This is a genomic window from Agromyces sp. NPDC055661 (assembly GCF_053618135.1).
Genome location: NZ_JBSHHC010000001.1, coordinates 1,991,172 through 2,003,340 on the forward strand (window position 1 = coordinate 1,991,172; position 12,169 = coordinate 2,003,340).

The 12,169-nt window shown below is 70.6% G+C and carries 9 protein-coding genes; 7 read left to right on the forward strand and 2 right to left on the reverse strand.

Annotated features, from left to right (window positions below; translation table 11 throughout):
• Positions 1 to 221: 221 nt before the first annotated feature.
• Both ACWGO8_RS09155 and ACWGO8_RS09160 read right to left on the reverse strand, forming a co-directional pair.
• Complete coding sequence (locus tag ACWGO8_RS09155) at positions 222 to 2,819, reverse strand: M64 family metallopeptidase (RefSeq protein WP_452042758.1); 2,598 nt, start codon at positions 2,817 to 2,819, stop codon at positions 222 to 224.
• Between the two features lie 287 nt (positions 2,820 to 3,106).
• Positions 3,107 to 4,516: an aminotransferase-like domain-containing protein gene (locus tag ACWGO8_RS09160; protein ID WP_452042759.1), complete on the reverse strand. Its 1,410-nt coding sequence runs from the start codon at positions 4,514 to 4,516 to the stop codon at positions 3,107 to 3,109.
• A gap of 261 nt (positions 4,517 to 4,777) precedes the next feature.
• Here ACWGO8_RS09160 and ACWGO8_RS09165 point away from each other — a divergent pair, with 261 nt between their 5' ends.
• From ACWGO8_RS09165 to ACWGO8_RS09195, 7 genes are all read left to right on the forward strand, one after another.
• The gene (locus ACWGO8_RS09165) at positions 4,778 to 5,626 is read left to right on the forward strand and encodes a nitrilase-related carbon-nitrogen hydrolase (RefSeq protein ID WP_452042760.1); all 849 of its coding nucleotides are present in this window, start codon (positions 4,778 to 4,780) and stop codon (positions 5,624 to 5,626) included.
• A gap of 30 nt (positions 5,627 to 5,656) precedes the next feature.
• Positions 5,657 to 7,093 carry a dihydropyrimidinase gene (gene hydA, locus ACWGO8_RS09170; protein ID WP_452042761.1) on the forward strand — a complete coding sequence of 479 codons (1,437 nt, stop codon included), beginning with the start codon at positions 5,657 to 5,659 and terminating at the stop codon, positions 7,091 to 7,093.
• A gap of 60 nt (positions 7,094 to 7,153) precedes the next feature.
• Entirely contained in the window at positions 7,154 to 8,170 is a 1,017-nt protein-coding gene (locus ACWGO8_RS09175) for a TIGR03842 family LLM class F420-dependent oxidoreductase (RefSeq protein WP_452042762.1), read from the forward strand.
• Complete coding sequence (locus ACWGO8_RS09180; protein WP_376953165.1) at positions 8,167 to 9,090, forward strand: ABC transporter permease; 924 nt, start codon at positions 8,167 to 8,169, stop codon at positions 9,088 to 9,090. The genes ACWGO8_RS09175 and ACWGO8_RS09180 overlap by 4 nt, the downstream gene beginning before the upstream one ends.
• Positions 9,087 to 9,974 carry an ABC transporter ATP-binding protein gene (locus ACWGO8_RS09185; protein WP_452042763.1) on the forward strand — a complete coding sequence of 296 codons (888 nt, stop codon included), beginning with the start codon at positions 9,087 to 9,089 and terminating at the stop codon, positions 9,972 to 9,974. The genes ACWGO8_RS09180 and ACWGO8_RS09185 overlap by 4 nt, the downstream gene beginning before the upstream one ends.
• Positions 9,971 to 10,813: an ABC transporter permease gene (locus tag ACWGO8_RS09190; RefSeq protein WP_452042764.1), complete on the forward strand. Its 843-nt coding sequence runs from the start codon at positions 9,971 to 9,973 to the stop codon at positions 10,811 to 10,813. Before ACWGO8_RS09185 ends, ACWGO8_RS09190 begins: the two co-directional genes overlap by 4 nt.
• A 96-nt stretch (positions 10,814 to 10,909) precedes the next feature.
• Complete coding sequence (locus ACWGO8_RS09195) at positions 10,910 to 12,052, forward strand: ABC transporter substrate-binding protein (RefSeq protein ID WP_452042765.1); 1,143 nt, start codon at positions 10,910 to 10,912, stop codon at positions 12,050 to 12,052.
• The last annotated feature ends 117 nt before the right edge of the window (positions 12,053 to 12,169 follow it).

A 12,169-nucleotide genomic window follows, 5' to 3' on the forward strand; every position in this document is an offset into this window, starting at 1 on the left:
GTCGAGGGGATGCCGCGACCCCACGGCGCCGCACCGCGCGCACGTCGATCCGGATTCAGGCAGGAGTCGCCCATTCAGGCAGGAATCCGATATCCGGGCCTGAACAGCGGCCGATCGCCTGACGGGCGGCTGCTGCGAGCGAGCGGATGCCGCGCCCGGATGCCGCGCCCGGACACACGACAGCGGGGCGGCGCATCGCGCGCCGCCCCGCTGCCGTCGTGTCAGAGCGCCGAGCAGTCGCCGCTCTTGGCGCCCTTCACGGAGTTCGCCGCGCCGAAGTCCGACAGCGCCGCACTGTTGCCCGTGCAGACGAGGTCGCCCGTCACGGAGTTGCCGACGAACACCGGACCGTACGCGCCCGCGAGCCGCGTGAAGCGCTCGTTCGCGCTCACCTGCGTGTTGCCCGTGAACGTGACGTCACCGGTGAACGACGCGCCGGCGATCGTGACGTCGGTCGTCGTGCCCGTCACCTTCGTCGCGCCGTGGACGGTCGTGCCGAAGAGCTGCACCGCCTTGGCGGCCGAGGCCGTGAGTCCGCCGTTGATCGTCGAGTCCGTGACGACGACGGTGCCGCCGTTTCGGACCGTGATCCCACCGCGCACCGTCGCGTCCGCGACGCAGGTGACGCCGCTCGTGACGGTGATCTTGTTCTGGGCGCCGGTGAGCGTCGTGTCGCACTCGGGCATGCCGCCCGGGAGCACCGTGGTGCGGTAGCTCTCGGACTCGCCGATGTTGCCGGCGGGGTCGATCGCCCGGTGGTCGACGACGTGCGTCCCGAATCCGGGGATGAACCCGCCCGCGGGGTGCTCGTCGGGCAGCGTCTGCTCGAACGCGGCCTTGGAGAGCCCACCCGTGCCGAGGTTGCCGTAGGTGAGCGCCTTCACGACGGTGCCCGAGTGACGGAACTCGAACGGGCTCTCGGGCATCGGCTGCTCGGGGAACCCGAAGTAGTTGAACCAGCCGTCGTCGTCGAGGCGGAGCTGGCCCACCACGGCGCGCTCGCCCTCGTATCCGGTCGTGTCGTCCTGCGGCTCGAGCCACATGTCCCACCCGTTGAAGTACACGAGGTGCTCGAGGTCGCCACCCGTGAGCTTCACGAGCGGCTCGCTCAGCGTGCGGGGCGCGGTCGGCAGCACGTTGTCGACGGTCCACGTCTGCGAGTCCGACACCGACGGGTCGGCCGGGTCGGTCGCGGTCGCGACCACCTCGTGCGTGCCGGCCGTGAGGCCGAGCGCGCCGAGGTCGAGCGTGCGCTTGTTGCCGGGGTTCGGCACGACCGTCCCGTCGACGCTCCACGCGACGTCGATCACGCGGTCGGCCGGGTGGTTCGTCTCGACGAAGAGCACCTCGTCGCCGGCGACCGGCTGGACGTCGATCGTCGCGTTGGTGATCTCGGCCTGCGGCGCCGATGCCTGGGCACCGTCGGGACCGACCGTCCACTCGCGCGTCTGCACGAAGCGCGGACCGTTGAAGCCCGAGTTCGAGGCGGTGTTGTTCGTCGACGGGTTGCGCACCCAGTCGATGCCGTCGGGGCCGACGGGATCGCGCACCTCGAGGTGCACGATCGTGCCCGCGGGCAGGTCGAGCGGCTCGAGGTCGAGGTAGGGGTTGCCGTTCGTCGCGAGCGCCTCACCGGATGCCCCACCCGCGCGCCAGGTGTACTGGAGCTCGTGGAACCGGGGGTGACCCGACTCCGCCCAGAGCACGCTGTCGCCGGGCACGGTGCCCGTGGCGTTCGTGTCGACGTTCATCTGGCCGGCGTTCCGCATGCCCGTGATGCGCGCGACCATGTTCTCTCGGCCGATCTGGTCGAGGTCGAAGCCGATCCAGCGCATCATCGAGTGCTCGCTCGGACGACGCTGGCCGCACGGGTACGTGCCGCCGCCCTCGTGCAGGCCGATGGTGCCGCCCGAGATCGACTCCTCGCCGATCCAGCGGAACCACTTGTGCTGGTCGGCGATCATCTGGTCGGTCGACGTGTAGGTCGTGTGGTGGAAGCTGCTCGGCTCACCACCGGTGTAGCAGGGACGCACGACGTCGCGCGACGAGTACGGGTACTCGTCGGCGAGGGTGCCGAGCGAGTGGCCCAGCTCGTGCAGCGAGATCAGCGGCCCCTGCGGCGAGCCGCCGGAGGTCGTGGCCTGCGTGCCGCCGATGCCGCCGTACGTGAACGTGTTGAAGATCGCGAGCGTCTGCAGGTTCTGCGACGTGCGCGGGATGCCCAGCACCGGGGCGACGTACGTGTCGAGGATGCGGTTGAGCGCCTGGTTGCCCGTCTCGCACGGGTTCACGCCTGCGGGGTAGTACGGCGCGGCGGCCTGGCAGTTCACCGGTGCGCCGCCGTAGACGGTGCCGCGGGAGAGCGGGTCCGCACAGCCGTTCTGGTAGATCATCCGCAGCGCGGTGTTCTTCTCGTTGATCGGGCCCTCGCGCACGCCGGTGTCGCGGATCGTCCCGTCGGCGTCCCGGATGCGGCCGTCGGGGTCGCAGCGCACGCCGTAGTCGATCGACGCCAGCTCGACGGCGTAGACGTTGATGTAGTCGCGGTACGTGCGGAACGGCTCCGTGGCCCACAGCACCGAGAGGTTCCGGTCGAGGTCGGCCCGGAAGATCGACTGCTGGTCGGCCTGGTAGCCGTCGCCCAGCACGATGAGGTTGAGTCGGTCCGTCGCCGGCCCGGTCACCTGGATCGGGACCACGTTCGGCGCGGGCAGCGGCGTCACCTCCTCCGCGTTCGCGGGTGAGGCGATGATCACCCCCGCGATGAGGGTCGCGGCGGCGGCGAACACCGCGGCGACCATGGTTGTCCTGCGTCTCATAGCACCCTTCTCCCGGGCGCCTCGGGCGGCGCCGCTCCGGCACCGCCACAAGCCTCGACGGTGCGACTGGGGGTCGACCGACCGGTCGACCCTTGGTTACATGCCTAGTGATATTTCACGCATTACTCAAGGTTGTGCAACGAAATCGGCGCAGAAACGCGCGGCTCTCGAGCATCCGACGGCGTGTCGGGCGATGGTCGAGCGAACATGCCGTGCTCGGCATGCAACGCGCAGCGACCAGAGCCGAGCCCTGTGAACCGTCGTGGGCGCGGGCCCGCCGACCTGCGTCAGTACCCGCCGGCGACGAGGTGCTGCGCCGCGTGCGCGAGCGCGTCGGCGACGGATGCCGCATCCTCGCGCACGACGCCGACGGTGACCCGCACGAACTCGCGCTCGCTCGCCCGCCGCGTCGTCCCCGCGACCGACGACCCGTTCGCCGCCGCGAGGAACGGCGTCCCTCCGGCCACGCGGATCTCCGCCGCCGCCAGCTGCACGAGCGTCGACCGCTCGCTCAGGACCGGCATCCACAGGTTGATCCCGTCGGCGTGCGCGACCGGCACGCCTCGGGCGCGGAGCGCGTCGCCGAGCGCCCGCTGCCGCGTGTAGTACTGGCGCCGCGCCTCGGCGACGGCGTCGATCGAGGCGCCGTCGGTGAGCAGGTCGAGCAGGATCGTCTGCAGCATGCGCGACGTCCAGCCGGGCCCGAGCATGCGGCGCGCCATGATCCGCTCGACGAGGGAGCGCGGCCCGCCGAGCGCGGCGATGCGCAGGTCGGGGCCGTGCGACTTCGAGAAGCTGCGCACGTGGATGACGCGGTCGGGCAGCCAGGTGCCGAGCGTCACGTCGCCCTCGGTCGAGATGAGGCCCGAGTGGTCGTCCTCGATGACCACGAGGTCCTCGGCGTCGTCGCTCGAGCGGATGACCCGGGCGAGCTCCTCGGCGCGCTCGATCGTCATCGAGGCGCCGGTCGGGTTCTGCGCGCGCGGCTGCAGCAGGAGCGCGGCCGGGCGGCGGGCGAGCGCGGCAGCGAGCGCTTCGGGCAGCATCCCGTGCTCGTCGAGCCGCACGGGCACGGCCTCGGCGCCGAACGCGTCGAGCAGGTCGAGGAACGGCGGGAACCCCGGGTGCTCGACCACCACGCGGTCGCCGAACCGCACCACCTGGTCGAGCGTGCGCGAGATCGCGTCGAGCGCGCCGTCGACCACGACGATCGCCTCGGCTCGCGACGGCCACGACGTCGCGAGCACGCTCGCGAGCCCCGGGATCACGGGCTCGTCCTGGTAGCTGCCGGTCTCGGCGCGCACGGAGACGCGCGAGAGCGCCGGCCCCAGCGCGGGCAGCAGCAGCGGGTCGGGGGTGCCGCGCGAGAGGTCGAGGCGCACCGGGTCGTCGGGCGCCGCCATGCCGCGCATGCGCGGGGCGAGCCGAGCGGATGCCGCGCCGCGCACGAAGCTCCCGGCCCGGCCGCGCGACTCGATGAGCCCCGCGCGCGACAGCGCCTGCCAGGCCTGGCTCACGGTCGCGGGGCTCACGCCGAGCGTGACCGCGAGCTCGCGGACGGTCGGCAGGCGGTCTCCTGCGTCGAGCTCGCCGGCGTTCACGAGCCGGGCGATGACCCCGGCGATGCCGCGGGGAGTCGTGTCGGGGAAGTCCGCGAGCGCGACGAGCGCCGGGGCATCCACTCGCATCTCGGTCATCTGAGCACCACAGGAATACCTGACACGACCATTGCCTCCTCACGGAGCAAGGGACATCATGATTAACCACAACGTCACAATGTGAAACATAAGAGAAATGTTCACGCCGAACAATAACAGAACGGGTCGCACGGTCCGTTCGGCAGTCCCTCGCATCACCACCCCTCGGCGTCGACGCATCGCCCGGTGACCCCTGCGCACGAGTCCCATGCCAGGAGCACCGAGCGGACGGCAACGGCGCCGACCGACTCAGGAGGCAACATGACGATCGTCCGAGCGGCCATCACGCAGACGACCTGGACGGGCGACAAGGAGTCCATGCTCGACAAGCACGAGCAGTTCGCGCGCCAGGCGAAGGAGCAGGGGGCCCAGGTCATCTGCTTCCAGGAGCTCTTCTACGGCCCCTACTTCGGCATCACCGAGGACGTGAAGTACTACGACTACGCCGAGCCCGCCGACGGGCCCATCGTGCAGCGCTTCGCCGCGCTCGCGAAGGAGCTCGGCATGGTCATGGTGCTGCCGATCTACGAGGAGGAGCAGCCCGGCGTCTACTACAACACCGCGGTCGTGGTCGACGCCGACGGCACGATCCTCGGGTCGTACCGCAAGCACCACATCCCGAACCTCGACAAGTTCTGGGAGAAGTTCTACTTCCGCCCCGGCAACCTCGGGTACCCGGTCTTCAACACGGCCGTCGGCCCGATCGGCGTCTACATCTGCTACGACCGGCACTTCCCCGAGGGCTGGCGCGAGCTCGGCCTCAACGGCGCGCAGATCGTGTTCAACCCGAACGCGACGAAGCCCGGCCTCTCGAACCGGCTGTGGGAGATCGAGCAGCCGGCGGCCGCCGCGGCGAACGGCTACTTCATCGGCGCGGCCAACCGCGTCGGCCTCGAGGACAACGAGTACGGCGACCTCGCCGTGAACTTCTACGGCAAGAGCCAGTTCGTGAACCCGCAGGGCAACATCGTGGGCGACTACGGCTCGGAGACCGACGAGGAGGTCGTGGTGCGCGACCTCGACATGGACATGATCCGCGACGTGCGCAACGCGTGGCAGTTCTATCGCGATCGCCGTCCCGACTCGTACACCTCCATCCCCAAGCCGTAGCCCGTCGACAAGCTCAGGGAGCGAACAACGATGACCACCACCCTCATCACCGGCGGAACGGTCGTGAGCGCCACGGGGCGCGCCGCCGCCGACGTCCTCGTCGACGGCGAGACGATCCGGGCCGTGCTCGAGCCCGGCAGCACCCTGCTGGGCACGGATGTCGCGGCCTCCGTCGACCGCGTCATCGACGCGACGGGCAAGTACGTCATCCCCGGCGGCATCGACGCGCACACGCACATGCAGCTGCCGTTCGGCGGCACCGAGGCATCCGACACCTTCGAGAGCGGGACCCGGGCCGCGGCCCACGGCGGCACCACGTCGATCATCGACTTCGCGGTGCAGACCTACGGCCAGCGCATCGAGGACGGCCTCGCCGCGTGGCACGAGAAGGCCGCGGGCAACTGCGCGATCGACTACGGGTTCCACCAGATCGTCGGCGACGTGAACGAGGCGTCGCTCGAGGCCATGCGCCGGCTGCCCGACGAGGGCGTGTCGAGCTTCAAGCTCTTCATGGCCTACCCGGGCGTCTTCTACTCGGACGACGCGCAGGTCCTGAAGGCCATGCAGGTCTCGCGCGACACGGGCATGCTCACGATGATGCATGCCGAGAACGGCCCGGCGATCGACGTGCTCGCGGCTCAGCTCGTCGAGCAGGGCAAGACCGACCCGTACTACCACGGCATCGCCCGCGCCTGGGAGATGGAGGAGGAGGCCACCCACCGCGCCATCATGCTCGCGAAGCTCACGGGCGCCCCGCTCTACGTGGTGCACGTGTCGGCGAAGCAGGCCGTCGAGCAGCTCGCCTGGGCGCGCGACAAGGGCCAGAACGTCTACGGCGAGACCTGCCCGCAGTACCTCTACCTCTCGCTCGAGGAGCAGCTCGGCGCCGAGAGCGAGCAGTGGGGGCACTTCGAGGGTGCGAAGTGGGTGTGCTCCACGCCGCTGCGCTCGCGCGAGGAGCGCCACCAGGACGCGATGTGGCAGGCGCTGCGCACGAACGACCTGCAGATGGTCTCCACCGACCACTGCCCGTTCTGCATGAAGGACCAGAAGGAGCTCGGGGTCGGCGACTTCCGCAAGATCCCGAACGGCATCGGCTCGATCGAGCACCGGATGGACCTCATGTACCAGGGCGTCGTCACCGGCGAGATCACGCTCGAGCGCTGGGTGGAGCTCACGAGCACCACGCCCGCGCGGATGTTCGGCCTGTACGGCACCAAGGGCGTCATCCAGCCCGGTGCCGACGCCGACATCGTGGTCTACGACCCCAACGGGCACACCTCGATCGGCCTCGAGAAGACGCACCACATGAACATGGACTACTCGGCCTGGGAGGGCTACGAGATCGACGGCCACGTCGACACCGTGCTCTCCCGCGGCAGGGTCGTCGTCGACGGCGACGAGTATCTCGGCGCCAAGGGCGACGGGAAGTACCTGAAGCGCGGCCTCAGCCAGTACCTGATCTGACAGCGGGTCTCGAGACGCGTCGACTGCGTCGGCGCACCTCGACCACCGGAAGGGAACACCATGGAATTCGGAGCGGTCCTCCAGACCAACCCGCCGGCGTCGCGCACGATCCAGCTCGCGAAGCTCGCGGAGGTCCACGGCTTCTCGCACGTGTGGACGTTCGACTCGCACCTGCTCTGGCAGGAGCCCTACGTCATCTACAGCCAGATCCTCGCGCAGACGCAGCGCATCAAGGTCGGCCCGTTCGTGACCAACCCGGCGACGCGCGACTGGACGGTCACGGCGTCGGTGTTCGCGACCCTGAACGAGATGTTCGGCAACCGCACGGTGTGCGGCATCGGCCGCGGCGACTCGGCCGTGCGGGTCACGAACGGCCGGCCCACGACGATGGCGGAGCTGCGCGAGTCGATCCACGTCATCCGCGAGCTCGGCAACTCGCGCTCGGTGGAGTACAAGGGCTCGACGATCCAGTTCCCGTGGAGCCGGGGCTCCGAGCTCGAGGTGTGGGTCGCGGCCTACGGCCCGATGGCGCTGAAGCTCGCCGGCGAGGTGGGTGACGGGTTCATCCTGCAGCTCGCCGACGTCGACATCGCCGCCTGGATGATCAAGCACGTGCGGGATGCCGCGGAGGCCGCCGGCCGCGACCCGATGTCGGTGAAGTTCTGCGTGGCCGCGCCGTTCTACATCGGCGACGACTGGGCGCACATGCGCGACCAGTGCCGCTGGTTCGGCGGCATGGTCGGCAACCACGTGGCCGACATCGTCGCGAAGTACGGCATGCACGGCACGGTGCCCGACGCGCTCACCGAGTACATCAAGGGTCGCGAGGGCTACGACTACAACGAGCACGGCCGGGCCGGCAACCTGCACACCGAGTTCGTGCCCGACGAGATCATCGACCGGTTCTGCCTCCTCGGCACCGCCGACCAGCACCTCGACAAGCTCAAGCAGCTCGCGGAGCTCGGCGTCGACCAGTTCGCCGGGTACCTCCAGCACGACAACAAGGAGGAGACGCTGCGCGTGTACGGCGAGACGGTGATCCCCGCCATGACCGAGCACATCACGGCGAAGGCATGACGACGACGACCCCGGCCACCAGGCGCGCACGCCGATGGCGCGCCGTCCTCTGGGGCGCGCTCGGCATCCTCGCGCTCGCCGCGCTCTGGGAGCTGTACAAGCTCGTCGGGCCGGCCGACGGCTGGCTGGTCGGCGCGCAGGAGGGCGTGACCGGCAGCGGAATCCGACTGCTGCCCCGCACGAGCGACCAGGCCATGCCGCACACCTGGGACATGCTGGCGCGCGCGGTCGAACCCGTGACGCGCGCGTCGGGCGCGCTGCCGCTCGGGGTCGTCGTGCTCCTCGCGGCGCTCGTCAGCCTGGGCGTCGCGGCGCTCGGCTGGCTCGTCGGGGTCGTGGTCGGCTTCGCGCTGGCGCTGCTCATGCTCGGGTTCCGCATCGCGGAGCGGGCGGTGCTGCCGTTCGTCATCCTCAGCCAGACGGTGCCGCTCATCGCGCTCGCGCCGCTCATCCGCAACTGGGGTTCCCGCCTGTCGTTCGGCGACTTCTCGTGGCAGAGCTGGATGTCGGTCGTCATCATCGCGAGCTACCTCGCCTTCTTCCCGGTCGCCGTCGGTGCGCTGCGCGGCCTGCAGAGTCCGGATGCCGCGCACCTCGACCTCATGCGCAGCTACGCGGCGGGCTGGTGGACCACGCTGTTCCGCCTCCGCCTGCCGGCGAGCGTGCCCTTCCTCATCCCCGCCCTGCGGCTCGCCGCCGCCAACGCCGTGGTCGGCACGGTCGTCGCCGAGATCTCGGTCGGGTTCTCGGGCGGAATCGGCCGGCTCATCCTCGAGACCGCCGTCGCCGCGTCGAGCGACCCCGCCAAGCCGTGGGCGCCGATCCTCGGCGCCGTGCTGCTCGGCCTCGTGGCCGCCGGCTTCGTCGCCCTCCTCGCCGCCTTCCTCACCCCGTTCCGCCGACAGGAGACCGTCGCATGAGCTCGCCCGCGCCCCAGCCGTCCACCGGCCCGACGCCCGCCGCCGCCCCGACGACGCCGGCCGACGCGGCCGAGGCCGTCGTCGTCCGCGGCGTCGAGCGCATCTTCGTCGGCGCGAAGGGCGCAACGGTGACGGCGCTCACGGGCATCGACCTCACGGTGCACGACGGCGAGTTCGTGTCGCTCATCGGACCCTCTGGCTGCGGCAAGTCGACCCTGCTCCGGCTCATCGCCGACCTCGACGAGCCGACCGAGGGCGACATCCGCGTCTTCGGCAGGACGGCTCGGCAGGCCCGCGTCGACCAGGCGTACGGCATCGCGTTCCAGCAGGCGGGCCTCCTGCCGTGGCGCTCGGTCGCGGCGAACATCGAACTGCCGCTGCAGCTGCACGGAGTCTCCTCGGCCGACCGCAGGGCCCGCGTCGCGGAGCTCGTCGAGCTCGTGGGCCTGACCGACTTCGCGCGGCACTACCCCGACCAGCTCTCGGGCGGCATGCAGCAGCGCGTCGCGATCGCCCGGTCGCTCGCCGAGCGACCCCGACTGCTCCTCATGGACGAGCCGTTCGGCGCGCTCGACGAGATGACCCGCGAGCGCATGCAGACCGAGCTCCTCCGCATCCGCGCCGAGACCGGTGCGGCCGTCGTGTTCGTGACGCACTCGATCCCCGAGGCGGTGTACCTCTCGGACCGCGTGGTCGTCATGTCGCCACGGCCCGGCCGCATCACCGACGAGATCGACGTGCGGCTCGGCGAGGCGGCCGAGCGCGGCGAGGACCTGCGCGAGGACGCGGCGTTCTTCGCCGGCGTGACCGCCGTGCGCGAGGCGCTCCACGGTCCCCAGGCGGCCGCGGCGGCCGGAGCCGCGCGAGGGGTGGACGTGCGATGACCGGGCTGCCCGACGCCGCCATCGCGACGCAGCTCACGCCGCCCTCGTCGGCTGCGGCGAAGCGCCGTCGCGGCCGGGACGGGCCGTGGCGACGGTTCGCCCGCCTGGTGCTGCCGCCGGTCGCGCTGTTCATCGTGCTGGTGCTGCTCGTCGAGCTCGTCGTGGTCTCGCTCGGGATCCCGCCGTTCGTGCTCGCCAGCCCGTCGGCGATCTGGGCGCAGCTCGTGCAGTACGCGCCGCAGGTGCTGCAGGCGACGCTCGCCACCGGGCTCAACGCGCTCATCGGGCTCGTCATCGGCGCGGTCATCGGCGTCGTGCTCGCGATCGTCGCCTCGCTCATCCGCGCGATCGACGGCATGCTCGCGCCCGTCGTCGCGGCCGTCGCGGTCGTGCCGATCGTGGCCGTCGCCCCGGTGCTGTACACGATGTTCGGGTCGACGTCCGAGGTCTCGCGCATCATCATCGCGTCCATCGCCGCGTTCGTGCCGGTCTTCCTCAACACCCTGCGCGGGCTCCGGCAGGTGCGGCCGGTGCACCGCGACCTCATGCGCTCCTACTCCGCGAGCAACTGGCAGGAGACCCGGTCGGTGACCATTCCGTCCGCCCTTCCGCACTTCTTCACGGGCCTGCGGATCGCCTCGTCGCTCGCGGTGATCTCGGCCCTCGTCGCCGAGTACTTCGGCGGTCCGCGCCAGGGCCTCGGCTCGGCGATCACGACCGCCGCGGCATCCAGCGCCTATGCACGCGCCTGGGCGTTCGTCATCGGCGCGATCCTGCTCGGCCTGGTCTTCTTCGCCCTCACCAGCCTGATCGAGAGGCTCGCCTCCCGACACCGATGACCCCGACCCCGCCGGGCGACGACGCCCGGCCCACGCCACCGGCACCCCTGCCGGTCGGATCCGCACCACAGCACCACCACCAAGAGAGGAACGCAGATGAAGCGCAACAGGATCGTCGCGGGCGCGGCAGCAGCCGCCGCGACGGCGCTCGTGCTCGCCGGATGCTCCAGCGGGGGCACCGACGACGGCGGGGCCACCGATGGCGGGAACGGCGACCTCACGCCGGTCACCCTCCAGCTCCAGTGGCTGACGCAGGCCCAGTTCGGCGGGTACTACCTCGCGAAGGCCAACGGGTACTGGGAGGACCTCGGCCTCGACGTCGAGATCATCCCCGGCGCGGTCGACATCGTGCCGCAGGACGTGCTGGCCGCCGGCGACGTCGACTTCGCCATCGCGTGGGTGCCGAAGGCGCTCGCGTCGATCGAGGCGGGGGCGAACATCACGGACATCGCCCAGATCTTCGAACGCAGCGCCACGCTGCAGGTCTCCTGGGCCGACAGCGGCATCAAGGGCCCCGAGGACCTCTCGGGCAAGCAGGTCGGCAGCTGGGGCTTCGGCAACGAGTGGGAGCTCTTCGCGGGCCTCACCGAGGCCGACGCGTCGGGCTACACGATCGTGCAGCAGAACTTCGACATGAACGCACTGCTGAACCACGAGATCGACGCCGCCCAGGCCATGACCTACAACGAGTACGCGCAGCTGCTCGAGGCGACGAACCCCGAGACCGGCGAGCTCTACCAGCCCGAGGACTTCTCGGTCATCGACTGGAACAAGGTCGGCACGGCGATGCTCCAGGACGCCATCTGGGCGAACACCGAGCGACTCCAGAACGACCCGGAGTACCAGGACACCGCGGTGAAGCTCATCCAGGGCGCGATCCTCGGCTGGATCGACCAGCGCGACGACCCGCAGGCCGCCGCCGACGCGGTGACCGAGGCCGGATCGACGCTCGGCACGAGCCACCAGCTCTGGATGGCCAACGAGATCAACAAGCTGATCTGGCCGTCCACGTCGGGCATCGGCCACATCAACGAGGACCAGTGGAACGCGACCGTCGAGATGGCCCTCGCCACCAAGAACCAGGACGGCGCCCAGGTCATCACGACCGACCCGCCGGACACGGCGTTCACGAACGAGTACGTCGACCAGGCGCTGAAGAACCTCGAGGCCGACGGGGTCGACATCCGCGGGGAGGACTACAAGGCGATCGAGGTCGGCCTGAAGGAGGGCGGCAACTAGATCCACCGGTGATCGAGGAGCGCCGCCGTCAGGCGACGCGGATCGAGATCCACCAGGGTCTCGATACGCGTCGGGCTCCGCCCGGCGCTCCTCGACCAGCGGCTTCGCAACACCACC

Bases quoted from the DNA above. Each gene is read 5' to 3' on its own strand.
- ACWGO8_RS09160 (WP_452042759.1), bottom strand. From the start codon at position 4,516: ATGACCGAGATGCGAGTGGATGCCCCGGCGCTCGTCGCGCTCGCGGAC.
- ACWGO8_RS09180 (WP_376953165.1), top strand. From the start codon at position 8,167: ATGACGACGACGACCCCGGCCACCAGGCGCGCACGCCGATGGCGCGCC.
- ACWGO8_RS09165 (WP_452042760.1), top strand. From the start codon at position 4,778: ATGACGATCGTCCGAGCGGCCATCACGCAGACGACCTGGACGGGCGAC.
- ACWGO8_RS09185 (WP_452042763.1), top strand. From the start codon at position 9,087: ATGAGCTCGCCCGCGCCCCAGCCGTCCACCGGCCCGACGCCCGCCGCC.
- ACWGO8_RS09155 (WP_452042758.1), bottom strand. From the start codon at position 2,819: ATGAGACGCAGGACAACCATGGTCGCCGCGGTGTTCGCCGCCGCCGCG.
- hydA (WP_452042761.1), top strand. From the start codon at position 5,657: ATGACCACCACCCTCATCACCGGCGGAACGGTCGTGAGCGCCACGGGG.
- ACWGO8_RS09195 (WP_452042765.1), top strand. From the start codon at position 10,910: ATGAAGCGCAACAGGATCGTCGCGGGCGCGGCAGCAGCCGCCGCGACG.
- ACWGO8_RS09190 (WP_452042764.1), top strand. From the start codon at position 9,971: ATGACCGGGCTGCCCGACGCCGCCATCGCGACGCAGCTCACGCCGCCC.
- ACWGO8_RS09175 (WP_452042762.1), top strand. From the start codon at position 7,154: ATGGAATTCGGAGCGGTCCTCCAGACCAACCCGCCGGCGTCGCGCACG.